Origin of the sequence: Streptomyces sp. CS113, assembly GCF_002188365.1 — a bacterium.
Lineage (GTDB): Bacteria > Actinomycetota > Actinomycetes > Streptomycetales > Streptomycetaceae > Streptomyces > Streptomyces tendae.
This window is the reverse complement of the sequence record NZ_KZ195574.1, coordinates 6267747-6292079: the sequence shown is the minus strand read 5'-3', so window position 1 is coordinate 6292079 and position 24333 is coordinate 6267747. Positions and strand designations below refer to the sequence as shown.

General features: G+C 72.1%; 22 protein-coding genes. 9 read left to right on the top strand and 13 right to left on the bottom strand.

What is annotated here, in order from left to right; all coding sequences use genetic code 11:
* Window positions 1–70: 70 nt before the first annotated feature.
* The 3 genes from B9W62_RS28215 to coxB are packed head-to-tail and all read right to left on the bottom strand — an operon-like array spanning window position 71 to window position 3158.
* Complete coding sequence (locus tag B9W62_RS28215; RefSeq protein ID WP_087809785.1) at window positions 71–469, bottom strand: cytochrome c oxidase subunit 4; 399 nt, start codon at window positions 467–469, stop codon at window positions 71–73.
* Window positions 466–2202 carry an aa3-type cytochrome oxidase subunit I gene (gene ctaD / locus B9W62_RS28210; RefSeq protein ID WP_087809784.1) on the bottom strand — a complete coding sequence of 579 codons (1737 nt, stop codon included), beginning with the start codon at window positions 2200–2202 and terminating at the stop codon, window positions 466–468. Before ctaD ends, B9W62_RS28215 begins: the two co-directional genes overlap by 4 nt.
* Window positions 2199–3158, bottom strand: coding sequence for an aa3-type cytochrome oxidase subunit II (gene coxB, locus B9W62_RS28205; RefSeq protein WP_087809783.1), 960 nt, complete (start codon window positions 3156–3158; stop codon window positions 2199–2201). The genes ctaD and coxB overlap by 4 nt, the downstream gene beginning before the upstream one ends.
* A 305-nt stretch (window positions 3159–3463) precedes the next feature.
* Here coxB and B9W62_RS28200 point away from each other — a divergent pair, with 305 nt between their 5' ends.
* Window positions 3464–4852 (top strand): cysteine desulfurase/sulfurtransferase TusA family protein, encoded by a 1389-nt coding sequence (locus tag B9W62_RS28200; protein ID WP_087809782.1) that lies wholly within the window; start codon window positions 3464–3466, stop codon window positions 4850–4852.
* Window positions 4853–4972: 120 nt separating this feature from the next.
* Here the strand turns inward: B9W62_RS28200 and B9W62_RS28195 are convergent, their stop codons facing one another.
* Entirely contained in the window at window positions 4973–5947 is a 975-nt protein-coding gene (locus B9W62_RS28195) for a carbohydrate kinase family protein (RefSeq protein WP_087809781.1), read from the bottom strand.
* A 132-nt stretch (window positions 5948–6079) separates the two neighbouring features.
* On the opposite strand from B9W62_RS28195, the gene B9W62_RS28190 reads away from it, so the two are divergent.
* Both B9W62_RS28190 and B9W62_RS28185 read left to right on the top strand, forming a co-directional pair.
* Complete coding sequence (locus tag B9W62_RS28190) at window positions 6080–6289, top strand: hypothetical protein (RefSeq protein WP_087809780.1); 210 nt, start codon at window positions 6080–6082, stop codon at window positions 6287–6289.
* Between the two features lie 114 nt (window positions 6290–6403).
* Entirely contained in the window at window positions 6404–7930 is a 1527-nt protein-coding gene (locus tag B9W62_RS28185; RefSeq protein ID WP_087809779.1) for a hypothetical protein, read from the top strand.
* 160 nt (window positions 7931–8090) lie between these two features.
* On the opposite strand, the gene B9W62_RS28180 is transcribed toward B9W62_RS28185, so the two are convergent.
* Entirely contained in the window at window positions 8091–8447 is a 357-nt protein-coding gene (locus B9W62_RS28180) for a HesB/IscA family protein (RefSeq protein ID WP_052839876.1), read from the bottom strand.
* A 291-nt stretch (window positions 8448–8738) separates the two neighbouring features.
* On the opposite strand from B9W62_RS28180, the gene nadA reads away from it, so the two are divergent.
* Window positions 8739–9923, top strand: coding sequence for a quinolinate synthase NadA (gene nadA / locus B9W62_RS28170; RefSeq protein WP_087812144.1), 1185 nt, complete (start codon window positions 8739–8741; stop codon window positions 9921–9923).
* A gap of 78 nt (window positions 9924–10001) precedes the next feature.
* Here the strand turns inward: nadA and B9W62_RS28165 are convergent, their stop codons facing one another.
* The 5 genes from B9W62_RS28165 to B9W62_RS28145 all read right to left on the bottom strand — a co-directional run bounded on the left by B9W62_RS28165 (window position 10002) and on the right by B9W62_RS28145 (window position 16486).
* Window positions 10002–13127, bottom strand: a complete 3126-nt coding sequence (locus tag B9W62_RS28165; RefSeq protein WP_087809778.1) for an efflux RND transporter permease subunit — start codon at window positions 13125–13127, stop codon at window positions 10002–10004.
* A 180-nt stretch (window positions 13128–13307) separates the two neighbouring features.
* On the bottom strand, window positions 13308–13991 hold the full coding sequence (locus tag B9W62_RS28160; RefSeq protein ID WP_087809777.1) for a response regulator: 684 nt from the start codon (window positions 13989–13991) through the stop codon (window positions 13308–13310).
* Window positions 13988–15229 carry a sensor histidine kinase gene (locus B9W62_RS28155; RefSeq protein ID WP_087809776.1) on the bottom strand — a complete coding sequence of 414 codons (1242 nt, stop codon included), beginning with the start codon at window positions 15227–15229 and terminating at the stop codon, window positions 13988–13990. The genes B9W62_RS28160 and B9W62_RS28155 overlap by 4 nt, the downstream gene beginning before the upstream one ends.
* Before the next feature lie 153 nt (window positions 15230–15382).
* Complete coding sequence (locus B9W62_RS28150; protein ID WP_087809775.1) at window positions 15383–15667, bottom strand: PspA-associated protein PspAA; 285 nt, start codon at window positions 15665–15667, stop codon at window positions 15383–15385.
* A 21-nt stretch (window positions 15668–15688) separates the two neighbouring features.
* Window positions 15689–16486, bottom strand: a complete 798-nt coding sequence (locus tag B9W62_RS28145; RefSeq protein WP_306426460.1) for a PspA/IM30 family protein — start codon at window positions 16484–16486, stop codon at window positions 15689–15691.
* A 284-nt stretch (window positions 16487–16770) separates the two neighbouring features.
* Here B9W62_RS28145 and B9W62_RS28140 point away from each other — a divergent pair, with 284 nt between their 5' ends.
* From B9W62_RS28140 to B9W62_RS28130, 3 genes are all read left to right on the top strand, one after another.
* Window positions 16771–17409: a DUF3043 domain-containing protein gene (locus tag B9W62_RS28140; RefSeq protein ID WP_179236136.1), complete on the top strand. Its 639-nt coding sequence runs from the start codon at window positions 16771–16773 to the stop codon at window positions 17407–17409.
* An 83-nt stretch (window positions 17410–17492) separates the two neighbouring features.
* The gene (locus B9W62_RS28135) at window positions 17493–18194 is read left to right on the top strand and encodes a class I SAM-dependent methyltransferase (protein ID WP_087812143.1); all 702 of its coding nucleotides are present in this window, start codon (window positions 17493–17495) and stop codon (window positions 18192–18194) included.
* A 208-nt stretch (window positions 18195–18402) separates the two neighbouring features.
* Window positions 18403–19491, top strand: a complete 1089-nt coding sequence (locus B9W62_RS28130; protein WP_087809772.1) for a S1C family serine protease — start codon at window positions 18403–18405, stop codon at window positions 19489–19491.
* A 43-nt stretch (window positions 19492–19534) separates the two neighbouring features.
* On the opposite strand, the gene B9W62_RS28125 is transcribed toward B9W62_RS28130, so the two are convergent.
* Window positions 19535–19774: a hypothetical protein gene (locus B9W62_RS28125; RefSeq protein WP_087809771.1), complete on the bottom strand. Its 240-nt coding sequence runs from the start codon at window positions 19772–19774 to the stop codon at window positions 19535–19537.
* 193 nt (window positions 19775–19967) lie between these two features.
* Between B9W62_RS28125 and B9W62_RS28120 the strand changes: the two genes are divergently transcribed.
* Window positions 19968–21167, top strand: a complete 1200-nt coding sequence (locus B9W62_RS28120) for a bifunctional adenosylcobinamide kinase/adenosylcobinamide-phosphate guanylyltransferase (protein WP_087809770.1) — start codon at window positions 19968–19970, stop codon at window positions 21165–21167.
* Here B9W62_RS28120 and B9W62_RS40905 read toward each other — a convergent pair.
* Entirely contained in the window at window positions 21156–21632 is a 477-nt protein-coding gene (locus B9W62_RS40905; RefSeq protein WP_256976617.1) for a class I SAM-dependent methyltransferase, read from the bottom strand. The genes B9W62_RS28120 and B9W62_RS40905 overlap by 12 nt on opposite strands.
* A 397-nt stretch (window positions 21633–22029) precedes the next feature.
* Here B9W62_RS40905 and cobT point away from each other — a divergent pair, with 397 nt between their 5' ends.
* The gene (gene cobT, locus B9W62_RS28110; RefSeq protein WP_087809768.1) at window positions 22030–23103 is read left to right on the top strand and encodes a nicotinate-nucleotide--dimethylbenzimidazole phosphoribosyltransferase; all 1074 of its coding nucleotides are present in this window, start codon (window positions 22030–22032) and stop codon (window positions 23101–23103) included.
* A 455-nt stretch (window positions 23104–23558) separates the two neighbouring features.
* On the opposite strand, the gene B9W62_RS28100 is transcribed toward cobT, so the two are convergent.
* Window positions 23559–24299, bottom strand: coding sequence for a hypothetical protein (locus B9W62_RS28100; RefSeq protein WP_087809767.1), 741 nt, complete (start codon window positions 24297–24299; stop codon window positions 23559–23561).
* Window positions 24300–24333: the final 34 nt, after the last annotated feature.

Here is a 24333-nt window from a genome sequence, read left to right as displayed (position 1 = left end):
ACGGTACGGCAGACGAAGGGGCCCGGACGCTCCTGACGGAGTGTCCGGGCCCCTTCGTGCTCGACGCGTGCTACTGGGTGCGGTTCTCACCGCGGTAGTACTCGAAGACCCAGCCGAACAGGCCGACCAGGAGGATCGGTGCCGAGAAGTACATGATCCACCAGCCGACGGCCACGCCCAGGAAGGCGAGGGCGCCGCCGAGGGCGAGGGACAGCGGCTGCCAGCTGTGCGGGCTGAAGAACCCGACCTCGCCGGCGTCGTCCGCGACGTCCGCCTCCATGTTGTCCTGCGCGCCCACGTCGACCCGCCGCGCCGTGAAGGCGAGGTAGAAGCCGATCATGATGGCCAGGCCGAAGGCCAGGAAGAGGGCCGTGGTGCCGGCCGGCTCCTTGGACCAGTAGCCGTAGACAACCGCCACGGCGAGGATGAAGACGCTCAACCAGATGAACATCTTGCCCTGGATCTTCACTTCCCGGCCTCCTTGCCGCCGGCGAGGGCCTTCTCACCGTGGCCGACGTTCTCCAGCTGGTCGATCGCGGAGATCTCGGGGTGGTGCAGGTCGAAGGCCGGGGATTCACTGCGGATGCGCGGCAGCGTGAGGAAGTTGTGCCGCGGCGGCGGGCAGGAGGTCGCCCACTCCAGCGAACGGCCGTAGCCCCACGGGTCGTCCACCTCGATCTTCTTGCCGTACTTGGCCGTCTTCCAGATGTTGTAGAAGAACGGCAGCATCGACATGCCGAGCAGGAACGAGCTGATCGTCGAGATCGTGTTCAGGGCGGTGAAGCCGTCCGCCGCCAGGTAGTCGGCGTAGCGGCGCGGCATGCCCTCGGCGCCCAGCCAGTGCTGGACCAGGAAGGTGCCGTGGAAGCCGACGAACAGCGTCCAGAAGGTGATCTTGCCCAGCCGCTCGTCCAGCATCTTGCCGGTGAACTTCGGCCACCAGAAGTGGAAGCCGGCGAACATCGCGAACACCACGGTGCCGAACACCACGTAGTGGAAGTGCGCCACCACGAAGTACGAGTCGGACACGTGGAAGTCCAGCGGCGGCGAGGCGAGGATGACACCGGTCAGACCACCGAACAGGAAGGTGATCAGGAAGCCGGTGGACCAGAGCATCGGTGTCTCGAAGGACAGCGAGCCCTTCCACATGGTGCCGATCCAGTTGAAGAACTTCACACCGGTCGGGACCGCGATCAGGAAGGTCATGAAGGAGAAGAACGGCAGCAGCACGCCGCCCGTGACGTACATGTGGTGCGCCCACACCGTCACCGACAGACCCGCGATCGCGATCGTCGCGCCGATCAGACCCATGTAGCCGAAGATCGGCTTGCGGGAGAAGACCGGGATGATCTCACTGACGATGCCGAAGAACGGCAGCGCGATGATGTACACCTCTGGATGCCCGAAGAACCAGAACAAGTGCTGCCACAACAACGCCCCGCCGTTGGACGAGTCGAAGATGTGGGCACCGAACTTGCGGTCGGCCTCCAGCGCGAACAGGGCCGCGGCCAGCACCGGGAAGGCCAGCAGGACCAGCACACCGGTCAGCAGCACGTTCCAGGTGAAGATCGGCATGCGGAACATGGTCATGCCCGGCGTGCGCATGCAGATGATCGTGGTGATGAAGTTGACCGAGCCGAGGATGGTGCCGAAGCCGGAGAAGGCCAGACCCATGATCCACAGGTCACCGCCGATACCGGGCGAGTGCACCGCGTCGGACAGCGGCGAGTAGGCGAACCAGCCGAAGTCGGCCGCGCCCTGCGGGGTCAGGAACCCGCCCACCGCGATGGTCGAGCCGAACAGGTACAGCCAGTAGGCGAACATGTTCAGCCGGGGGAACGCCACGTCCGGCGCGCCGATCTGCAACGGCATGATCCAGTTCGCGAAGCCCGCGAACAGCGGCGTCGCGAACATCAGCAGCATGATCGTGCCGTGCATCGTGAACGCCTGGTTGAACTGCTCGTTCGACATGATCTGGAGACCGGGTCGAGCCAGCTCGGCGCGCATGAAGAGCGCCATCACGCCGCCGATCACGAAGAACGCGAACGACGTCACCAGGTACATCGTGCCGATGGTCTTGTGGTCAGTGGTCGTGAGCCACTTGATCACCACGTTGCCGGGCTGCTTGCGCCGTACCGGCAGCTCGTTCTCGTACGAGTCCTCCGCTGCCGAGGCACCCTGGGGTTCGTTGAGGATGCTCACAGGTTGTTCGTCTCCCGGTTCTTCTCGTGGCTCGTCTGAGCGATGCCCGCGGGAACGTAACCGGTCTGCCCCTTCTTCGCGAGGTCCTGGAGGTGCTGCTCGTAGCGCTCCGGGGAGACGACCTTGACGTTGAACAGCATCCGGGAGTGGTCCACGCCGCACAGTTCGGCGCACTTGCCCAGGAAGGTCCCCTCCTTGTTGGGGGTCACCTCGAAGGCGTTGGTGTGGCCCGGAATCACGTCCTGCTTCATGAGGAACGGCACCACCCAGAAGGAGTGGATGACGTCACGCGAGGTCAGGACGAAGCGGACCGTCTTGCCCTTGGGGAGCCAGAGGGTCGGGCCGGGGTTGCCGGTCTGCGGGTTCTCCGCGCCGGGGGTACCGCAGTCGTAGACACCGCCCGCGTTGGCCGGGAAGTCCTCGATGAACCGGTCCGGGATGCCGGCCAGTTCCTTGGAGGTCTTGGCGTCGCCGGTGGAGCCCGGGACGTCCTCGATGTGGTTGAAGCACCAGCTCCACTGGAAGCCGACCACGTTGACCGTGAGGTCGGGCTTCTTGTTGAGGCTCATGAGATCGGACTCGTCGCGCGCGGTGAAGTAGAACAGCACCGAGACGATGACGAGCGGAACCATGGTGTACAGCGCCTCGATGGGCAGGTTGTACCTGGTCTGCGGAGGGACCTCGACCTTGGTGCGGCTGCGCCGGTGGAAGAAGACACTCCACAGGATCAGGCCCCACACCAGCACGCCGGTGGCCAGCGCGGCTGCCCATGAGCCCTGCCACAGGGAGAGGATCCGCGGAGCCTCTTCCGTGGTGGGGGTGGGCATGCCGAGGCGGGGGAAGTCCTCGTATGTGCAACCGGTGGCGGTCGCCAGGACCAGGCCCGCGGTCAGTGCCTGCAGCAGCTTCCGCCGCATCGGGCGCCGCGGCGAGCGGTCGGAGCCGTTGGGACTCACGTAGCGCCTTCCCGAGAGTCTCGCCCGCGCGGTTGGCTGCGGCCTGCCTTCTCGCTGGTCGGTCGCCGCCCTGCGTCGGGCAGGGGTTTGATGTTTATGCGGACCAAACCCTAGCCGACGCCCTCCGGGGGGTCGCGGGGAGGGTGGCATACGCGCCGGGGGTCACCCAGAAAGGGTGGGACGGGGGCGCCTATGGGGCGGGGAGGTGCGGTTTCGTGGGCGGCTGACGATGCGTCGTGGCTTGTCGCGCCGTTCCCCGCGCCCCTGATGGGGCGCTTCGGTCCCCGGCGTTCTAGCGTTGCCGTGTGGCCTACTTCGATGCTGCTTCCGCCGCTCCCCTTCATCCCGTTGCCCGGCAGGCGCTGTTGGCGTCTCTGGACGAGGGGTGGGCCGATCCTGCTCGGTTGTACCGCGAGGGGCGCCGGGCGCGGTTGCTGCTGGACGCCGCTCGGGAGGCGGCGGCCGAGGCCGTGGGGTGCCGGGCGGACGAGTTGGTGTTCACTCCTTCGGGGACGCGAGCGGTGCATTCAGGGGTGGCGGGGGCGCTGGCCGGGCGTCGGCGCGTCGGGCGCCACCTGATCGTGTCAGCGGTCGAACACTCCTCCGTACTGCATGCGGCCGAGGCGCACGAGGCGGCCGGCGGCGGCGGGAGTGTCACGCAGGTGCCCGTGGACCGGACGGGCGCGGTGGACCCGGCGGCGTACGCGGCCGCCCTGCGCGAGGACACGGCGCTGGCCTGTCTCCAGTCGGCCAACCACGAGGTGGGCACCGAGCAGCCGGTGGCGGAGGTGGCGGAGGCCTGCCGGACGGCGGGCGTGCCGCTGCTGGTGGACGCGGCCCAGTCGCTGGGCTGGGGCCGGGTCGAGGGCGGCTGGTCGCTGCTCACGGCCAGCGCGCACAAGTGGGGCGGGCCTTCGGGGGTCGGGCTGCTCGTCGTACGCAAGGGGGTCCGGTACGCGCCGCAAGGGCCCGGGGACGAGCGGGAGTCGGGACGGGCGCCCGGGTTCGAGAACCTGCCGGCGATCGTGGCCGCGGCGGCGTCGCTGCGGGCGGTGCGGGCCGAGGCGGCGGCGGAGGCGGCCCGGCTGCGGGAACTGACGGAGCGCATCCGGTCCCGGGTGCCGGAGCTGGTGCCGGACGTGGAGGTGGTCGGCGATCCCTCGCGGCGGCTGCCCGGGATCGTCACCTTCTCGTGTCTCTATGTCGACGGGGAGACCCTGCTGCACGAGCTGGACCGCGCCGGTTTCTCCGTGTCCTCCGGGTCGTCCTGCACGAGCAGCACGCTGACGCCCAGCCACGTCCTGAAGGCCATGGGGGTGCTCAGCGAGGGCAACGTCCGGGTGTCGCTGCCGCCGGGGACGGCGGCGGAGGACATCGAGCGGTTCCTGGAGGTGCTGCCCGGCACGGTGGCCGCGGTGCGCGAGAAGCTGGGGGCGCCGGCGGCCACGGAGGCCGCCCCGCGGACCGGGGGCGACCTGGTCGTGGACGCGCTGGGCCGGCGCTGCCCCATTCCGGTGATCGAACTGGCCAAGGTCATCGGCGACGTCCCCGTCGGCGGCACGGTCCGCGTCCTCTCCGACGACGAGGCGGCCCGCCTGGACATCCCGGCGTGGTGCGAGATGCGCGGCCAGGAGTACCTGGGCGAGGAACCGGCGGAAAGGGGAACGGCTTACCTGGTCCGCCGGACGAGCTGACTCACCCGGGGGCGCGGGGCTGTATCGATTTGCGGCTCCGCCGCGCGGGCGCGACCAGCCCCCACGCCCCCGCACACGACAACGCTCCCCGCGAGGCAACCGAATAGTCGCCCCCCGCATTCAGCCCAGGTGCGCCTGGACCTCCCCCGCGGCCTCGTCCCCGTACGCCTTCGTGAACCGCTCCATGAAGTGCCCGCGCCGCAGCTGGTACTCCTGCGTCCCCACCGTCTCGATGACGAGCGTCGCCAGCATGCAGCCGACCTGCGCGGCCCGCTCCAGCGAGACCCCCCACGCCAGTCCCGACAGGAACCCCGCGCGGAAGGCGTCGCCGACGCCCGTGGGGTCGGCCTTGCGCTCTTCGTCGGGGACGCCGACCTCGATGGTCTCGCCGCCGGCCCGCTCGATGCGCACGCCCCGCGCGCCGAGGGTGGTGACGCGGTGGCCGACGCGGTCGAGGATCTCGGCCTCGCTCCAGCCGGTCTTGGTCTCGATGAGCCCCTTCTCGTACTCGTTGGAGAAGAGGAAGGTCGCCCCGTCCAGCAGTATCCGGATCTCGTCGCCGTTCATCCGGGCGATCTGCTGGGAGAAGTCGGCGGCGAAGGGGATGGACCGGGTGCGGCACTCCTCGGTGTGCCGGAGCATCGCCTCCGGGTCGTCGGCACCGATGGAGACCAGGTCGAGGCCGCCCACGCGGTCGGCGACGGTCTTCAGTTCGATGAGGCGGGCCTCGCTCATCGCGCCCGTGTAGAAGGAGCCGATCTGGTTGTGGTCGGCGTCGGTGGTGCAGACGAAGCGGGCGGTGTGCAGGGTCTCGGAGATCCGCACCGAGCCGGTGTCGACGCCGTGCCGGTCCAGCCAGGCCCGGTACTCGGCGAAGTCGGAGCCGGCGGCGCCGACCAGGATCGGGCGGGTGCCGAGCTGCCCCATGCCGAAGGCGATGTTCGCGGCGACGCCGCCCCGGCGCACGTCCAGCTGGTCGACCAGGAAGGAGAGCGAGACCGTGTGCAACTGGTCCGCCATGAGCTGGTCGGAGAAGCGGCCGGGGAAGGTCATGAGGTGGTCGGTGGCGATGGAGCCGGTGACTGCGATGCGCACGGCGTGGACTCTCTCCTGAGGGGAGGCGGGTTGACGGTTCACGCTACCCGGCGGCACCGCAAGGCTGAAGCAGGCGAAACTACCCGGTAGTACAACTTTCTTCGCGGTACGGGACGTGCCTACGGTTCTGTTATGACGAACCTGAGGACCGCCGACCCCGCTCCGGCCGACCTGGACGGCGATCTGGCGTCGCTGCGCGGCGACTGCGCCCGGATGACTCCGCGCTGGTCGGCGCCGGCCCACGTCCCGGCGCGGCCGGTGCCCCTCGCCCTCATCCACGGCGTCCGGGTGCCGCCGGCCTCGGCCCGCTTGCTGGAGGCGATGTCCGAGTACGGCGACTGAGCGGCCGCCGGGCGGCCTCGGGGCCGTTCGGGCGACGCGTGCCGCCACCGGGAACCGGATCCCGGCCCACCGCGTCCCATCGCTGTCCCCAGCAACAGCCGAAGGAGCGATGCGGTGAACACCGAGCGACCCGACAACGACGACCCCGCCGACGAGGCCGGCGGGCGTCCCGCGCGGCGGCGCCCCCGGGCGGTCGCGGTCGCGTCGGTGGCCGCCGCGGTGCTGCTCGTGGGTGCGGGCGGCGCGTACGTGGCCACGTCCGCCGCCGACGGTGACCCGGACGGCGGTACGGCGTCCGGGGCCTCGGGCGACGACACTCCCCCGCCGCTGCCCCTCGACGGCCACGGGGTGTCCCAGGACGGCGGCTCGAACGGCATCGCGCCGGGCGAGCCCGACCCGTACGGCGTCACCTACCGCGCCGACGGGCCGCTTCCCGAGGGGCCCGGCTCGGCGCCGGTGTACCGGGCGGAGGGTGACGTCACCGAGGCCGAGGTGGCCCGGCTGGCCGAGGCGCTGGGCGTCGAGGGCGCGCCCCGCACCCAGGGCGAGGCGTGGAAGGTCGGCAACGACGGGGACGGTTCCGGGCCGCTGCTCACGGTGAGCCGTCAGGCGCCGGGCACCTGGACCTTCCACCGCTACGCGCCCGGCACCGACAACTGCAAGAAGGGCGCCGTCTGCAAAGGCCCCTCCGCCGACGGGGACCCGGTGGGCGAGGCGGCCGCGAAGAAGGCGGCGGCGCCGGTGCTGAAGGCGCTGGGCCAGGACGACGCCAAGCTGGACGCGAGCCAGGTCATGGGCGCCCGGCGGGCCGTGAACGCGGAACCGGAGGTGGGCGGGCTGCCCACGTACGGCTGGACGACCGGGATCGTCGTCGACGCGCGGGGCCGGGTGGTCGGCGGCAGCGGACAGGTGAAGGCGCCGGTCAAGGGGGACGTCTACCCCGTCCTGGACGCCGAGCGGACGCTGGCGCTGCTGAACGAGCCGGGTGCCGGGGCCGGAGCGGACACGGGTGCCGGGGGTATCGGCGGCTGTGCCAGTCCCGTGCCGCACCAGGACGGCGCCGACCTGCCGTGCGCTGCGCCGACCGGCGCTCCGGAGCGGCCCGGGACGGGGAAGAAGCAGGTCGCCGCCGTCGAGGACGCGGTGTTCGGGCTGGCCGCGCATCCGGTACGGGGGCGGCAGACGCTGGTGCCGTCCTGGCTGTTCGAGGTGCGGGCGCCGGGGGCGCGGGACGCCGTGACGGTCACGTATCCGGCCGTCGAGCCGAGGTTCCTGACCACGGCGGGCTCCGCCGAACCGTCCCCGGCGCCGTCCGACGATCCGGCCTCGAAGCCCGGGGAGCCGCGGGACGTCGACATCAGCGGCTACACGGCCGCCGACGGCGAGCTGACCGTGCACTTCACGGGCGGAGTCTGCTCCGACTACGACGCGAAGGCCGAGGAGAGCGGCGGGCGGGTGACCGTCACGGTGACCGAGACCCCGCACCCGGACAAGGTCTGCATCCTGATCGCCAAGGAGTACGAGCGGACGGTGCCGCTCGACGAGCCGCTGGGCGACCGGACGGTCGTGGGCAAGGACGGCGAGGACATCCCCGTCCACAAGCCGGGCGCGCGGCTGCCGGCTCCCTCCGGCGGCCGGTGACGCCCGACGCCCGCGGAGTGACGGACGCAGCGTGACGGACGTGGCGGACGCAGCGTGACGCACGCGGCGTGACGCACGTGGCAAAAGGGCGGCGGCCCGGGGAGGTACCCCGGGCCGCCGCCCTTGTCCGTCGCGCTCGGGTGCCGCGCGGCTCGGTCCGTCAGCTGAAGGAGTCGCCGCAGGCGCAGGAGCCCGTCGCGTTCGGGTTGTCGATCGTGAAGCCCTGCTTCTCGATCGTGTCCACGAAGTCGATGGTGGCGCCGCCGAGGTACGGGGCGCTCATGCGGTCGGTGGTGACCTTGACGCCGCCGAAGTCCTTCACCACGTCGCCGTCGAGCGAGCGCTCGTCGAAGAAGAGCTGGTACCGCAGGCCGGAGCAGCCGCCGGGCTGGACGGCGACGCGCAGGGCGAGGTCGTCACGGCCTTCCTGGTCGAGCAGCGCCTTGACCTTCGACGCGGCGGCGTCGGTCAGGATGATGCCGTCGGTGACGGTGGTGGTCTCGTCCGATACGGACATCTACATCTCTCCCGGGTTGTACGGAGACTGCTTGCCGACGGTGTCAACCGACGGAGCCGCGGATTCATTCCGGGCAGACCGAGTCTTTGTCCTCGGCGCTCCCTTCATGCTCGCACACGCCCCCGGCGACGGTCAGCGGCCGGTGGACGTCGGCCGTGCACCGCGGCTCTCGGACGCCGGGATTCACGTCACACCGACACTATCGCCATCGTCAAAGTGACGTGAACCGGTTATGATATATAGCGTCAGTTCGACGAAAAGGGTCGACGAAAAGTAGAAAGGGTGCGTGTCGTGACCACCGCCCAAACCCAGGAGCTCGACGTACAGCCGACGCCCCTCGCCCTGCTGCTGCTCGGCCGTGAGGCCGACCCGAGGAGCGAGCGCGGTGTGGAGTGCCCCGGGGACCTGCCCTCGGCCTCCGACCCGGACCTGGTCGCACGCGCCCGTGCGGCCAAGGAGAAGCTCGGTGACAAGGTCTTCGTCCTCGGTCACCACTACCAGCGCGACGAGGTCATCCAGTTCGCCGACGTCACGGGCGACTCCTTCAAGCTGGCCCGGGACGCGGCCGCGCGTCCGGAGGCCGAGTACATCGTCTTCTGCGGTGTGCACTTCATGGCGGAGTCGGCCGACATCCTGACCTCCGGCGACCAGAAGGTGGTCCTGCCCGACCTGGCGGCCGGCTGCTCCATGGCGGACATGGCCACCGCCGAGCAGGTCGCCGAGTGCTGGGACGTGCTGACCGAGGCCGGGATCGCCGAGCAGGTCGTGCCCGTCTCGTACATGAACTCGTCCGCGGACATCAAGGCGTTCACCGGCAAGCACGGCGGCACCATCTGCACCTCCTCCAACGCCGAGCGCGCCCTGAACTGGGCCTTCGAGCAGGGCGAGAAGGTCCTCTTCCTGCCGGACCAGCACCTGGGCCGCAACACCGCGGTGCGGGACCTGGGCATGTCCCTGGAGGACTGCGTCGTCTACAACCCGCACCGGCCGAACGGCGGGCTGACGGCCGAGGAGCTGCGCGCCGCGAAGATGATCCTGTGGCGGGGTCACTGCTCGGTGCACGGCCGCTTCAGCCTCGACTCGGTGAACGACGTGCGGGAGCGCATCCCGGGCGTGAACGTCCTGGTGCACCCCGAGTGCAAGCACGAGGTCGTCGCGGCGGCGGACTACGTCGGCTCGACCGAGTACATCATCAAGGCACTGGAGGCGGCCCCGGCCGGTTCCAAGTGGGCCATCGGGACCGAGCTGAACCTGGTCCGGCGACTGGCGAACCGTTTCGCCCCCGAGGGCAAGGAGATCGTCTTCCTCGACAAGACGGTCTGCTTCTGCTCGACCATGAACCGCATCGACCTCCCGCACCTGGTCTGGACCCTGGAGTCGCTGGCCGAGGGCACCCTGGTCAACCGCATCGAGGTCGACCAGGAGACGGAGGCCTTCGCGAAGCTGGCGCTGGAGCGGATGCTGGCGCTGCCGTAGGCGGTTCCCACGGCGCGAGAGCACGGAGGGTGTCCCCACCGAGCGGTGGGGACACCCTCCTGCGTTCGGCCGCCGCCGTCAGACCTGCGCCGGCTCCGGCTCGTCCGACGCCGCCGGCTGCGGCGGCACGTCGCCGCCGCCCTTCTTCGCGGCCCGCTTCTTCGCCCGGCGCTCCTTGCGGAGCTCCAGCATCGCGTAGAGCGTCGGGACCAGGAGCAGGGTCAGCAGCGTCGACGTGATCAGACCGCCGATCACCACCACCGCGAGCGGCTGGGCGATGAAGCCGCCCTCGCCGGTGACGCCGAGCGCCATCGGGAGCAGGGCGAAAATCGTCGCCAGGGCCGTCATCAGGATGGGCCGCAGACGGTGCCGCCCACCCTCGACGACGGCCTCGACGACGCCGTAGCCCTGCTTGCGGTACTGGTTGATCAGGTCGATCAGCACGATCGCGTTGGTGACCACGATGCCGATCAGCATCAGCATGCCGATCATCGCCGGGACGCCCATCGGGGTGCCCGTGGCGATCAGCAGGCCGATCGCGCCGGTCGCCGCGAACGGGATCGACACCAGCAGGATCAGCGGCTGGGCCAGCGACCGGAAGGTGCCCACCAGCAGCATGAAGACGATCGCGATCGCCGCGAGCATGGCCAGGCCCAGGTTGACGAAGGCATCGTCCTGGTCCGCGGTGACGCCGCCGATCTCGGCGGTGGCGCCGGCCGGCAGGTCCAGGCCGTTGATCTTCGACTGGAGGTCCGCACCGACCGCGCCGGTGTTGTCGCCGGTCGGCTTGGCGGTGATGGTCGCCGCGCGCTGGCCGTCGATGCGGGTCATCGAGACCGGACCGTCCACCAGCCGCACGGTGGCGATGTCACCGAGCTTGACCGCGCCCAGGTTCAGGGCCTTCAGCTCGGCGATCGTCTCGGCGGGCTGCGCCGACTTGATGACGACGTCGCGCTCGGTGTCGTTCAGGGTCGCCTTCGCGGCCGGGGTGCCGCGCACCGCCTGGCCGACGGCCGCGCCGAGGGTCTGGTCGGTGAAGCCCGCCGCGGCGGCCTTCGCGTTGGCCTTGACCGAGATCCGCGGCACGCTCTGCGCCAGGTCGCTGGCGACGTCGGTGACGTCGTCGAGACCGGCGACCGCCTTGCGGACCTGCTCGGCCGCGTCGCGGAGCACCTGCCCGTCGGCCGCCTTGACGACGACGCTCAGGTCCTGGCTGCCGAAGCCGTCACCGGCGGCGATCGTGGTGGTGCCGATGCCGTCGCCGAGCTTCGCCAGCCCGTCCTCGATGTGGTCCTGGATGTCCTCGGCGTTCGCCGAGTCCTCCAGCATCAGCTGGTACGAGGCCTGGTTGGTGTCCGTGCCGCCGCCGAAGGCGGCCATGAAGCCGGACGAACCGATGGTGACCTGGTAGTCCTTGACGCCCTCGGTGTCGCCGAGCAGCTTCTCGACCTTCTTCACCTGCGCGTCGGTCGCGCCGAGGCTGGTGCCGGGCTTCAGCTCCTGCTTGACGCTGAGGACCTCCTGCTCGCCCTGGTCGAAGAAGTTGGTCTTCAGCAGCGGCGCCATGCCGAAGGTGCCGACCAGTACGACGATCGCGATGGTCACACTGGTCAGACGGCGGCGGGTGGCGAAGCGCAGGACGGGCACGTAGAAGCGCTGGAGGCGGCTCTTGGCCTCCTTCTCCTCGGCCAGCCTGCGGGCCTCGGCCGCGTCCTCGGGGGTGCCCTTCGGGGGCCGCAGGAACCAGTACGACAGCACCGGGACGACCGTCAGCGACACCAGCAGGGACGCGAGCAGCGCCGCGGTGACGGTGAGGCTGAAGGAGCCGAACAGCTCGCCGACCATGCCGCCGACCAGACCGATCGGCAGGAACACGGCGACCGTGGTGAGCGTGGACGAGGTGACCGCTCCGGCGACCTCGCGGACGGCGCCCAGGATGGCGTCCTTGCGCTCCTCGCCGTAGCCGAGGTGCCGCTTGATGTTCTCCAGCACCACGATCGAGTCGTCGACGACGCGGCCGATGGCGATGGTCAGGGCGCCCAGCGTCAGCATGTTGAGCGACAGGTCGCGCGTCCACAGGACGATCAGCGCCAGCACCACCGACAGCGGGATGGAGACCGCGGTGACCAGGGTGGAGCGGATCGAGGCCAGGAAGACCAGGATGACCAGCACGGCGAAGAGGAGACCGAGCCCGCCCTCCGTGGTCAGGCCCGAGATGGCCTTGGAGACCGCCGGTCCCTGGTCGCTGACCACGGTGAGGGTCGCGCCGGAACCGAGCTGCTCGCGCAGGTCGGGGAGCTTGTCCTCGACGGCGTTCGAGATGGAGACCGCGCTGCCGTCGTGGTCCATCGTCACGGCGACCGCGAGGGACGGCTTGCCGTTGGTGCGGGTCAGGGAGTCGGCCTTGGCCTCCTCCTCCTTGACCGTGGCGATGTCGCCGAGGCGGACCGGCTTGTCGACGCCCTCGCCGGTGACCATGAGGTCCTGGATCTGCTGGACCGAGGTGTAGCCGCCGCCGACCTGGACGGTGCGGTTGGCGCCGTCCTCGTCGAAGGAACCGGCCGGGACGGTCGCGCCGCCCGCCTGGAGGGACTGGGCGAGCACCTGCGGGCTCACCTTGGCCGCGGCCAGCTTCGCCGGGTCCGGCGTGACCGTGACCTGGACGTCGCGGACGCCGTCGACCACGACCTGGGCGACACCGTCGATGTCCTTCAGCTCGGAGACGACGGTCTTGTCGAGCTGGTCGGCGAGCGCCTGCTGGTCCTTGTCCGAGGTCACGGCGAGGACGACGGTCGGGATGTCGTCCGTCGAGCCGGAGATGACCTGCGGGTCCACGTCGTCCGGGAGCTGGGCGCGGGCCCGGTTCACGGCCTGCTGGACGTCGGCGACGAGCTGCTGGGTGTTCGGGCCGTAGTCGAAGGACGCCATGATGACGGCGTTGCCCTCACTGGCCGTGGAGGTGACGCCCGAGATCCCGTCGACGGCCTCGAGGCTGTCCTCGATCGGCTCGACGACCTGCTTCTCGACCACGTCCGGCGAGGCGCCCTGGTACGGAGCCAGCACGGACACCATGGGCAGTTCGATGGTGGGCAGCAGCTGCTGCTTGAGCTGGGGGATGGCGATCGCGCCGAAGACGAGCGCGACGATCGACATCAGGCCTATCAGGGCCCGTTGCGCGAGGCTGAATCTCGACAGCCAGGACATGGGTCAGGGTCTCTCTTCTGTGGCCGAGCGGGGGACGGGGCACATGGCAGCGCCGGTCGCGGGCGACACACGTGAGCGCCCACCCCAACACCCTGAGCCATGCGGGGCCCCGCATCCCTAGGCCCCAGGTCCATTTCCTTATCCCGGGCCTACTCCCACCGCAGTACACCCGGGCGGCGCTCACTCCACCCTTGGACGTACCAGTCCGGATTCGTACGCGATGACGACCAGCTGGGCACGGTCCCGGGCACCCAGCTTGGCCATGGCCCGGTTGACGTGGGTCTTCACGGTCAGCGGGCTGACCTCCAGCCGTTCGGCGATCTCGTCGTTGGAGTGCCCGCCGGCCACCTGGACCAGCACCTCGCGCTCGCGCACGGTCAGCGACTCCAGCCGCTCGGCGCGGGCCGGGTCGCGGTCCTCGTCGGCCGTGTCCTGCTGGGCGAGGAAGCGGGCGATCAGTCCCTTGGTGGCGGTCGGCGACAGCAGCGCCTCGCCCCCGGCCGCGACCCGGATCGCGCTGAGCAGTTCCTCGGGCTCCGAGCCCTTGCCGAGGAAGCCGGAGGCACCGGCGCGCAGGGACTGCACCACGTAGTCGTCGACCTCGAAGGTGGTCAGTATGACCACGCGCACATGGGCGAGGGACGGGTCGGCGCTGATCATGCGGGTGGCGGCGAGACCGTCCGTGCCGGGCATCCGGATGTCCATCAGCACCACGTCGGCCCGCTGCTCGGCGGCCAGCCGGGCCGCCTCCGCGCCGTCGGACGCCTCCCCCACCACCTCCATGTCGGGCTCGGAGTCGACCAGCACCCGGAAGGCGCTGCGCAGCAGCGCCTGGTCGTCGGCGAGCAGCACACGGATCGTCATACGGGGTCCTTGGTGGCGTCGGTGGCGGCGTCGGTGCGGTTCCTGACCGGAAGGATCGCATGCACGCGGAAACCGCCTCCGTAGCGGGGACCGGTGGTGAGGGTGCCGCGCACGGCGGTGACGCGCTCGCGCATGCCGAGCAGCCCGTGTCCGCCGCCCTCGGCCGGGCCGTCCGGGGCCTCGCCCTCGCCGGCCCCGTCGTCGAGCACGGTCACCTCGATGTTCGGCCCCACCCGCACGACGCTGACCTCGGCCTTGGCCTGCCGCCCCGCGTGCTTCTGCACGTTGGTCAGCGCCTCCTGGATGATGCGGTAGGCGGCCAGGTCGACGGCGGCGGGCAGCCCGGTCTCCTGGTCGGTGCGCGCCACCTCGACCCGCAGTCCGGCGTGGTGGAAGGTGCCCACGAGTTCGTCGAGGCGGGCGAGGCCCGGGGCGGGCTCGGTCGGTGCCTCCGGGTCGCCGGACTGGCGCAGCAGGCCGACGGTGGCCCGCAGCTCGTCCAGCGCGCTCCGGCTGGCCTCCCGTACGTGGGCGAGCGCCTCCTTGGCCTGGTCGGGCCGCTTGTCCATGACGTGCGAGGCGACCCCGGCCTGCACGTTGACCAGGGCGATGTGGTGGGCGACCACATCGTGCAGGTCGCGGGCGATGCGCAGCCGCTCCTCGGCGACACGGCGGCCCGCCTCCTCCTCCCGGGTGCGCTCGGCCTTCTCCGCCCGGTCCCGGATGGCCTGCACGAAGGCCCGGCGGCTGCGGACGGCGTCCCCGGCGGTCGCGCCGATACCGGTCCAGGCGAACACGGCGAGGTTCTCCTGCGCGTACCAGGGCAGGGGGCCGGCCAGCATGGCGGCGCCCGTGAGCACCGTCATGGTGAGCAGGCCGACCCGCCAGGTGGTGGGCCGGTCGGTGGAGGCGGCGACGGTGAACAGGGCGATGACGGCGGACATGACGACCGGGGCGCGCGGGTCGCCGGTGACGCTCTCGACGACGGAGACGCCGCCCGTGACGACGAGGACCGCCATCGGCCGCCGGCGTCGGAAGGCGAGCGCGGCGGCGCCGAGGGTCATGAGGGCGAGGCTGAGCGCGTCGGGGGTGCGCAGGCCCCAGCTGACGCCCTCCGGGCCGTGCGGGTCCACGAAGGAGCCGGCGAGCATGCACAGCAGGACGGCTACGGCGAGGGCGGCGTCCAGGGCGGAGGGGTGGGCGCCGATGGTGCAGCGGGCGCGGGCGAGTGTGCTCACGGTTTTTTACGGTAGCTGGACTGGGCGTGTCTCATGAGGGGCCCCGCATGCGGTGGGCGTTGGCCGGGGGCTGCGCCCCCAGACCCCCGCTCCGGCCCTGAACGGGCCTCGTCCTCAAGCGCCGGACGGGCTGGATGCAGTCACCCGCGCCCCTCAGGTGCCGCCCGGGATGAGGCCGTCGTCGCTCAGGAGTTCCTGGACCTCCTCCAGGGTGGCGTCCGGGGAGGGAAGGATGAGGTCGGAGGGCTCCAGGGTGTCGTCCGGGAGGGGCTCGCCCAGTTCCCGGACCTTGGCCAGGAGGGCCTGGAGGGTCGCGCGGAAGCCTGGGCCGTCGCCGTTCTCCATTTCGGCCAGGAGCTCGTCGTCCAGCTTGTTCAGCTCACCGAGCCGGCCGTCGGCCAGCGTCAGCTGTCCCTCCCCCATGATCCGTACGATCATGTCGGCCCTCCTAGGCGTGGGCTACTGCTTGTCGAAGCGCGGGGTGTCCTGCGGCTGCTGCTGGGACTGCGACGGGGCCTGGCCCTGACCCTGGCCGCCCTCGATGGCCTGGCGGTCGGAGGCGGAACCCCCGGCCAGCTCGGCCTTCATGCGCTGCAACTCCAGCTCTACATCCGTACCACCGGAGAGCCGGTCCAGCTCGGCCTGGATGTCGTCCTTGTGCATGCCGGACTGGTCGTCGAGCGCACCGGAGGCGAGCAGCTCGTCGATGGCACCGGCCCTGGCCTGGAGCTGGGCGGTCTTGTCCTCGGCCCGCTGGATGGCCAGGCCGACGTCGCCCATCTCCTCGGAGATGCCGGAGAACGCCTCGCCGATGCGGGTCTGCGCCTGGGCCGCCGTGTAGGTGGCCTTGATGGTCTCCTTCTTCGTGCGGAAGGCGTCCACCTTGGCCTGGAGGCGCTGGGCCGCAAGGGTGAGCTTCTCCTCCTCGCCCTGGAGCGTGGCGTGCTGCGTCTCCAGGTCGGTGACCTGCTGCTGGAGCGCGGCGCGCCGGGACAGCGCCTCGCGGGCCAGGTCCTCGCGGCCCAGCGCCAGCGCCTTGCGCCCCTGGTCCTCCAGCTTGCCCGACTGGGACTGGAGCTGGTTGAGCTGGAGCTCCAGCCGCTTGCGGCTGGTCGCCACGTCGGCGACGCCGCGGCGCACCTTCTGGAGCAGCTCCAGCTGTTTCTGGTACGAGTAATCGAGGGTCTCGCGCGGGTCCTCGGCCCGGTCAAGGGCCTTGTTGGCCTTCGCGCGGAAGATCATCCCCATACGCTTCATGACACCGCTCATGGGCTTCGCGCGCCCCCTTCTGACCGACTCCAGCTCCAGCACCTGCGACAGAACCCACAGTACGGGCCCTGCATCCATTACCGCACTGTTCGGGGACGGATGCGCTCATCCCCAAGGACGACTGCGTACGTTCCCCGTCCGGCGCAGGGAGTAGGTGCTCCCCGGGGTTGTCCGGAAAGTCCCGGTGTCCGGGGCCGTGCGCACCATCCGCGCCGTACTTCCGCTCTGTCCCCTTACAGACGTCCGGCGTTGCCGGATCGTTCCCCACTGGACTGGGGTCCACACCCCAACACCCCGTACCCTTGGGTTTTGTGTTCCGTAGCCGTGCCAAGGAAGAGAAGGCCCAGAGCGCCGTCAGCGCGCCGGTGACCGACTCCAATCAGCCCCGTGACCCGCAGGCCCCCAAGGGCAGGCCCACGCCGAAGCGCAGTGTGGCCCAGTCCCAGCGCCGCAGCGTCGCCAATACGCCGATGACGCGCAAGGACGCCGCCAAGCGGCAGCGCGAGGAGCGGCGGACCGCGATGGCCCGGCAGCGCGAGGCGCTGGCCAAGGGCGACGAGCGGTACATGCCGGCCCGCGACAAGGGCCCGGTCCGCAAGTTCGCCCGCGACTTCGTCGACTCGCGGTTCAACATCGCGGAGTACTTCCTGCCGATGGCCGTGATCATCCTCGTGCTGAGCATGATCCGGGTGGCCTCGTTGCAGAACGTCGCGCTGCTGCTGTGGCTGGTCGTGATCGTGCTGATCGTGCTGGACTCGATCGTCACCGGCTTCCGGCTGAAGAAGCGGCTCGCCGAGCGCTTCCCGGACGAGCGCCGCCGCGGTGCGGTCGCGTACGCGCTGATGCGTTCGCTCCAGATGCGCCGGCTGCGGCTGCCCAAGCCCCAGGTCAAGCGTGGGGAGCGGCCCTGAGCACGACGCCGTTCACCAAAGGCGCGGCCGAGGCCTGGACAGCGGGGCTGTCCGGGCTTCGCAATGTCGTGCGGCAGGAGCTGGTGGCCCGGCAGCTGGACGAGCAGATAGCCGGGCGCTTCGCCGTGGGCAGGCGGTTGCGGGTGCTCGACGTCGGCATGGGCCAGGGCACCCAGGCGCTGCGGCTGGCACGGGCCGGGCACCAGGTGACCGGCGTGGAGCGGGACGCGACGATGATCGCGACGGCACGCGAGGCACTGGCCGGCCAGCCGGAGGGCATCCGGGAGCGGATGCGGATCGTCGAGGGCGACGGCCGGGACACCGGCGTGCACTTCCTGCCGGGCAGCTTCGACGTGGTGCTGTGCCACGGCGTGCTCATGTACGTCGAGGAGCCCGATCCGCTGCTCGCGGGGCTGGCCCGGATGCTCGCGCCCGGCGGCCTGCTGTCACTCGTGGTGCGCAACGGCGACGCGCTCGCGCTGCGCCCCGGCCTGCACGGTGACTGGGCGGGCGCGCTGGGCGCCTTCGACACCGTGAACTACCGCAACCGCCTGGGCCTTGACGTCCGCGCGGACCGGCTGGCGACACTGACGGCGAAGCTCGCGGGCATCGGCGCCCCGCTGCACACCTGGTACGGCGTGCGGGTCTTCACCGACACGGCGCCCGACGGGGCCCCGGTCCCGGACGACCTGGAGGCGCTGCTGGCCGCCGAGGAGCGGGCCGGCCGGACCGACCCGTACCGCGCGGTCGCGGCCCTGCTGCACCTGTGCGGGGTGCGCGGCTAGGGGGCGTCGTCCGGATGTCGGCCGTGGCCTCCGGTGCCTTGCGGCCGACCCGAGCGGGGCGATGGGGGTCCCTCCCGCGCGAGCGAAGCCGAGCGTGGGGAACGTGCGGCAGGATCCAACCGGCACCCCCAGCGCCGGTCCCGGGCTCCGGCGCCCGTTCGGGTGTTCACCGGGGGCCGTGGGCCGGGGGCGCGGTGAGACTCGGGCCATGGACACTTCCCGCTCCCGTCTGTCCGGGCCGCTCGCTCCGCTCGCCGTCCTGGCCTGCTCCCTGCTGCTCGCGACCGGCTGCTCCGACGGCGGTGCGGGGACCGACCGCGGCTCGGGGAGCGCGCGGGAGGGCGACCCGGCGCGGGCCGCGGCGCCGCGCGCGGCCAACGACCTCCAGGCCGACTACGAACGGGTGATCAAGGACGTACTGCCGTCGGTGGTGCAGATCCAGGCGGGGGACTCGCTGGGGTCGGGGGTCGTGTACGACGACAAGGGGCACATCGTCACCAACGCGCACGTCGTCGGGGACGGCAGGTCCTTCCGGGTGACCACGGCACGCGCCGAGGGCGCCCTGACCGCGAAGCTGGTCTCCTCCTACCCGGAGCAGGACCTGGCCGTGATCAAGCTGGACAAGGTGCCCGACGGCATGGAGGCGGCCCGTTTCGCGGACTCCGCGAAGGTCGAGGTCGGGCAGATCGTGCTGGCGATGGGCTCGCCGCTCGGCCTGTCCTCCAGCGTGACGCAGGGCATCGTGTCGGCGACCGGGCGGACCGTCACCGAGGGCAGCAGCGGGGGCGGCACGGGCGCGACCATCGCCAACATGGTGCAGACGTCGGCGGCCATCAACCCCGGCAACAGCGGGGGCGCCCTGGTGAACCTGGACGGGCAGGTGATCGGCATCCCGACGCTGGCGGCGACCGACCCGGGCCTCGGCGACAGCGCGGCGCCCGGCATCGGCTTCGCGATCCCGGCGTCGATGGTGACGACGGTGGCCGGGCAGATCGTCAAGGACGGCAGGGTCACCGACTCGGGCCGGGCCGCGCTGGGCATCACCGCCCGGACGGTCGTGGACGACAGCTACCGGCCCGCCGGGGCGGCCGTCGTCGAGGTGAGCGACGGCGGGGCCGCCGACGACGCGGGACTGCGGCCCGGGGACGTCATCGTGCGGCTCGGGGACACGGACATCACCACCATCACCTCGCTGTCCGAGGCCCTGGCGTCGATGCGGCCGGGCGACCGCACCAAGGTGACGTACACCCGCGACGGCGACGAACGCACCGCCGAGGTGACGCTGGGCGAGCAGTGACGGGGGCGAAGCCGCCCCCGCCCCGCCCCCGGGACCACGGCCCTCAGGCCTCGGACCCGGCCTCCTCGGCCTCCGCCTCCTCGGCGTGCAGGCTCATCGGGCCGTAGATCTCGGTGGAGTCCTCGAAGAGCCGCACCTGGTCGGTGCCGCCCTCCTGGAGGTCCTTCCAGTGCTCCCCGATCCAGGACTCGGCGTCCCCTTGCGTGGTGAACTCCTCGGGCTGCACCGCGGGCGGGACCTCCGTCCCGTCGGCCGTCTCGAACCGCCACGTCCATGCCGCCATGTACGCCTCCAAGATGTGAGCACATGCAGAGCGGAAGCCGGATCTTGGTCCGGCCCCCGCCCGCAGCCTATGCGCTCGGCCGGGCACTCCGTAGAAGGCCGGGAGACAGGACCGGTCACGGGAACGGCCCGGTCGCACGCCCCATGGGGGGCTCGGGCGCGCATGTCGCCGGGTGCCCGGTGAAAATCGGTGCGTGGACGTGACTCTGCTCGGCACCGGTGCCCCCGCGGGACTTCCCCGCCCCGACTGTCCCTGCGCGGCCTGTGCCGCGACCCAGGGCGAGGACGCGCGCGCGGCGACCGCGCTGCTGGTGGACGGGGCGCTGCTGCTCGACCTGACACCCGGCGTGGCCTTCGCGGCGGCGCGGGCCGGGCGCTCCCTGGCCGGCGTACGGCAGGTGCTGCTCTCCCATCCGCACGACGGCCCCGCCGTGGAGGTCCCGGCCGGGCTGCCGCAGCCGGGCCGGGTGCCGGACGGGCGGGAGCTGGCGCTGCTGACCGGGCACCGGGTGCGGGCGGTGGCGCTGGACGCGCCCGGCACCGGGTACGCGGTGACGGGCCCGGACGGCCGGCGGCTCCTGTACGTGCCGCCGGGCGGCGCGCCGGCCGGTCTGGAGGAACCCGCCCAGCCGTACGACCTGATCCTCGCGGACGTCGTGGGGCGGCCGGACGCGCTGGCGAAGCTGCGGGCGGTGGGCGCGGCGGGCCCGACCACGGACGTCGTCGCCGTCCACCTGGACCACGACGTGCCGCCGGGCCGGGAGCTGGCGCGGCGGCTCGCGGCGGCCGGCGCGCGGGCGGTACCGGACGGCACGACGCTGGCGGTGGGCTCGTACGAGGACGTGCCCGACGTACCGCGGCGCACCCTCGTGCTGGGCGGCGCCCGGTCGGGCAAGTCGGTGGAGGCGGAACGCCGGCTGGAGTCCTTCCCCGACGTGCTCTACGTCGCCACCGGCGGCACCCGGGGCGGCGACACCGAATGGGCGGCCCGGGTCAGCGCCCACCGGGAGCGCCGCCCCGGTTCGTGGCGCACGGCCGAGACCTGCGACCTGGTCCCCCTCCTGAAGGACGAGGGCCCGCCCCTGCTCGTCGACTGCCTGTCGCTGTGGCTGACGGACGCGATGGACGCGGTCGGCGCGTGGGACGACGCGGAGTGGGCCGACGGCGGCGAACGGGCGCTTGGGGCCCGGGTACGGGAACTGACGGACGCGGTCCGCGCCACCCGGCGCACGCTGGTGGCGGTGTCGAACGAGGTCGGCTCGGGCATCGTCCCGGCCACGGCGTCCGGCCGCCGCTACCGCGACGAACTCGGCCGTCTGAACGCGGCGTTCGCCGCCGAGTGCGAGCAGGTCCTCCTCGTGGTGGCGGGCCAGGCCCTGGTGCTACGGGGCTGAGGCGTCCTTGCGGGCGATGACGCGCTGCCCCCGGGTGCCGGTGAGGACCGTGCAGCCCTGGGCCACGAGTTCGGCGCGCAGCCCGAGGGGGTGCACCGGCACCAGGCGGCGCGGGTCGGCCACGTCGACGAGCAGATGCCCGCCGGGCCGCAGCGCGCCCAGCGCGGCCCGCAGCTCCGCCCGTGGGTCCGGAACCCGCTCCAGGTACTGGAAGAGGCTGACGACGTCGTAGCGCTCCCGCACCCGCACCGCCACATGATGATCCGTCAGGCGCCCGACGAGCGCCTCCTCCACCCGCTCGACGGCGCGGGCCCGCAGCACCCGGCCGGTGGGATCGAGGCCGTCGAACGAGGTGTACGGGAAGTACGCACGGGCGGCCCGCGGGAAGTCGGCGTCCCCGGTGCCGACGTCCAGCCAGCTCTCGGGCTCGGGACAGCGGCGGGCCATCGCACGGGCGGCCAGCACGTGTCCGATCCGGACGCCGGCCCGGACCACGGGGTGTGCGGGCCCGGGCGGGAGCGGCGGATTCCGGAAGACGTGCCGGCAGTCCGGGCACCGCTCGGCCGGAGACCGGTGCGGCGCTCCCTGCCGCGGCCCGGCACCGCGCGGCCGGACACGCAGCCGCCGGGAGCCGCACCAGGGGCAGTCCTCGCGGTACGGCCCGTACGAGGGGACGGGAGGCACCGGGGGGACGGAGGTTCCGGACACGGGCGGCTCCCGACGCGAGACGAACATGGTCACGTACGACATTCCAGGCAAAACGTTACGTAGGTGAGGGCGCTCCGGGGTGCAACGACGCCGCCCGGGCGTGCTGCCCACGGGCCCTCCTCGGTGTTCGACGGGGGCCGGTACTGTTCGGCGAATGAGCTCGCTGAATCTCGACGACTTCACCGACCTGATCGAGCGCCCCGACGGCGGGGTACGCCGCGACGCGGAGGCGCGCCGGGAGCGTCAGGTCGTTCCGCCCGGATCGCTGGGCCGCCTCGACGACCTGGGCGAGTGGCTGTCGGCAGCCCAGTCCGCCGTACCGGTACGGCCGGTCGTCCGCCCCCGCGTGGTGCTCTTCGCCGGTGACCACAAGGTCGCCGAGCTGGGCGTGTCGGCGCGGCCCGCGGGCGGTGCCGGCGACCTGGTGCGCGAGGTGCTGGAGGGCGGCCGGCCGGTGTCGGTGCTCGCCGGGCGCCTGGACGTACCCGTGCGCGTCGTCGACATGGCCCTGGACTGCGACCCGGAGACGCTGCCGGCGGAGGTGGCGGGACACCGGGTGCGGCGGGGCGGCGGCCGCATCGACATCGAGGACGCGCTGACCCTCGAGGAGGCGGAGGCCGCCTTCCGGGCCGGGATGGCGGTGGCCGACGAGGAGGCCGACTCGGGCACGGACCTGGTGGTGCTCGGCGACGTGAGCGTGGGCGGTACGACGGCGGCGGGTGTGCTGGTCGCCGCGCTGTGCGGGACGGACGCGTCGGTCGTCACCGGCCGGGGCGGGCTGCCGATCGACGACCTGGCCTGGATGCGCAAGTGCGCGGCGATCCGTGACGCGCTGCGCCGTGCGCGCCCCGTCCTCGGCGACCAGTTGCAACTCCTCGCCACGGTGGGCGGCGCGGACCTCACGGCCATGACGGGCTTCCTGCTCCAGAGCGCGGTGCGGAAGATGCCGGTGATCCTGGACGGCGTCGTGACGGCGGCGTGCGCGCTGGTCGGGCAGCGGGTCGCCTTCCGGGCACCGGACTGGTGGCTCGCCGCCCACGACAGCGGGGAGCCGGGCCAGGCCAAGGCGCTGGACCGGATGGCCATGGAGCCGCTGCTGAGCCAGGGCGTGAAGGTGGGCGAGGGCGCGGGCGGTCTGCTGGCGCTGCCGCTGGTCCAGGCGGCGGCGTCCTTGGCGGCGGAACTGCCGGAGGTCTCCGACGGTGAGGCCGCGACCGGGGGCGAGTGAACGCGGTTCGGTGAACCGGGGTTCCTTGGTCGCCCGGGGTGGGTGCGGGCGCGGGGTGGGTCTCGTGACCCGGCGTTCTCCTCGTACCGGCGTGGGTGTGGGCGCGGGGTGGGTCGCGTGGCCCGGCGCTGCCGGGGTGCCGCCGCGCCCACCCGTGCCGCCCCAGCGGCACGACTGCCCGCGGTTGCGGGGGCGAGTGCCCGCGGCTGCGGGGCGACGGCCCGCAGCCGCGTACGGCGGGAAGGGGACGTGTCGGGGGGTGTTCGCCCGCAGCGGTTGGCGCGTCAACGCCCCGCACCTCTTCAAGTAACCGATTCCGCGCCGTTCCGAGGACGAACACCCCCCGGCGCGGCCCCGACCCACAACCGAACGCACCGCGCTACGCGCACCCCCACCGAACCCGCACAGGCGCCGCAGGCACCCCGCTCAACCGCCGGAGGCACCCGCACGCACCCTCATCGCGGATCCGGGCGGCCGCCGATCCAGTCCTGGACGACTCGGCGCGGCCCGGACCAGCGGCGGTCGTGGTGGTAGGCGCGCAGCCGAGCCCTCGCGCGGGCGCGCGGCCGACGGGCGTAGAAGCGGCGGGCCCACGGGGACCCCGGCCGGGCCAGGCGGATCGCGCCGATCAGGGCGATCACGGGCACGATGACCCCGAAGATCGCCAGCCGGGCCTTGCCCTTGGCCAGGGCGAGGAGAGAGAAGAAGAAGTTCCCCGCGACGGTCGCGATGACGTTCGTGCGGTCCTGCAACTCGTCCTGGGACATTCCGTCGACGCCGAACGGCGTGAACCCCGCCAGCACCAGCCCCACCAGCGCCGCGGTGAGCACCACGACCTCCACGCTCTTGCGCCCCGCCTCGGTCCAGTACACGTCGTCGAGGTGCAGGATCAGCGCGAACTCGTCCAGCACGAGCCCCGCCCCGACCCCGAAGACCACCGCCGCGAGCGCCGACCCGAACCCGTGCCGCCCGCCGGCCACCGCCCCGAAACCGCCGACGACGGTGAGGACGACCCCGGGAACCACATGGTGGATGTGCACCCCGCCCGCCTTGACGTTCCCGAAGGGCCCCTTGCCCGCCCGGATCAGACGCGTGATGACCCGGGTGATCACGAACGTCAGCACGAACGCCGTCAGCGCGAGGAGCAGCGGCAGCTTGCCCGGTTCCATGATGTTGCGCTGCCACCAATCTCCCATATGCGCACTTTATCCCCGACGCCCGTCAACGCCC

Coding starts and splice junctions, on each gene's coding strand:
- B9W62_RS28100 (WP_087809767.1), bottom strand. CDS start 24,299: ATGGGAGATTGGTGGCAGCGCAACATCATGGAACCGGGCAAGCTGCCG.
- B9W62_RS28160 (WP_087809777.1), bottom strand. CDS start 13,991: ATGACGATCCGTGTGCTGCTCGCCGACGACCAGGCGCTGCTGCGCAGC.
- cobT (WP_087809768.1), top strand. CDS start 22,030: ATGAGCTCGCTGAATCTCGACGACTTCACCGACCTGATCGAGCGCCCC.
- B9W62_RS28190 (WP_087809780.1), top strand. CDS start 6,080: ATGACGAACCTGAGGACCGCCGACCCCGCTCCGGCCGACCTGGACGGC.
- B9W62_RS28130 (WP_087809772.1), top strand. CDS start 18,403: ATGGACACTTCCCGCTCCCGTCTGTCCGGGCCGCTCGCTCCGCTCGCC.
- B9W62_RS28165 (WP_087809778.1), bottom strand. CDS start 13,127: ATGTCCTGGCTGTCGAGATTCAGCCTCGCGCAACGGGCCCTGATAGGC.
- B9W62_RS28180 (WP_052839876.1), bottom strand. CDS start 8,447: ATGTCCGTATCGGACGAGACCACCACCGTCACCGACGGCATCATCCTG.
- B9W62_RS28150 (WP_087809775.1), bottom strand. CDS start 15,667: ATGATCGTACGGATCATGGGGGAGGGACAGCTGACGCTGGCCGACGGC.
- B9W62_RS28145 (WP_306426460.1), bottom strand. CDS start 16,486: ATGAAGCGTATGGGGATGATCTTCCGCGCGAAGGCCAACAAGGCCCTT.
- B9W62_RS28125 (WP_087809771.1), bottom strand. CDS start 19,774: ATGGCGGCATGGACGTGGCGGTTCGAGACGGCCGACGGGACGGAGGTC.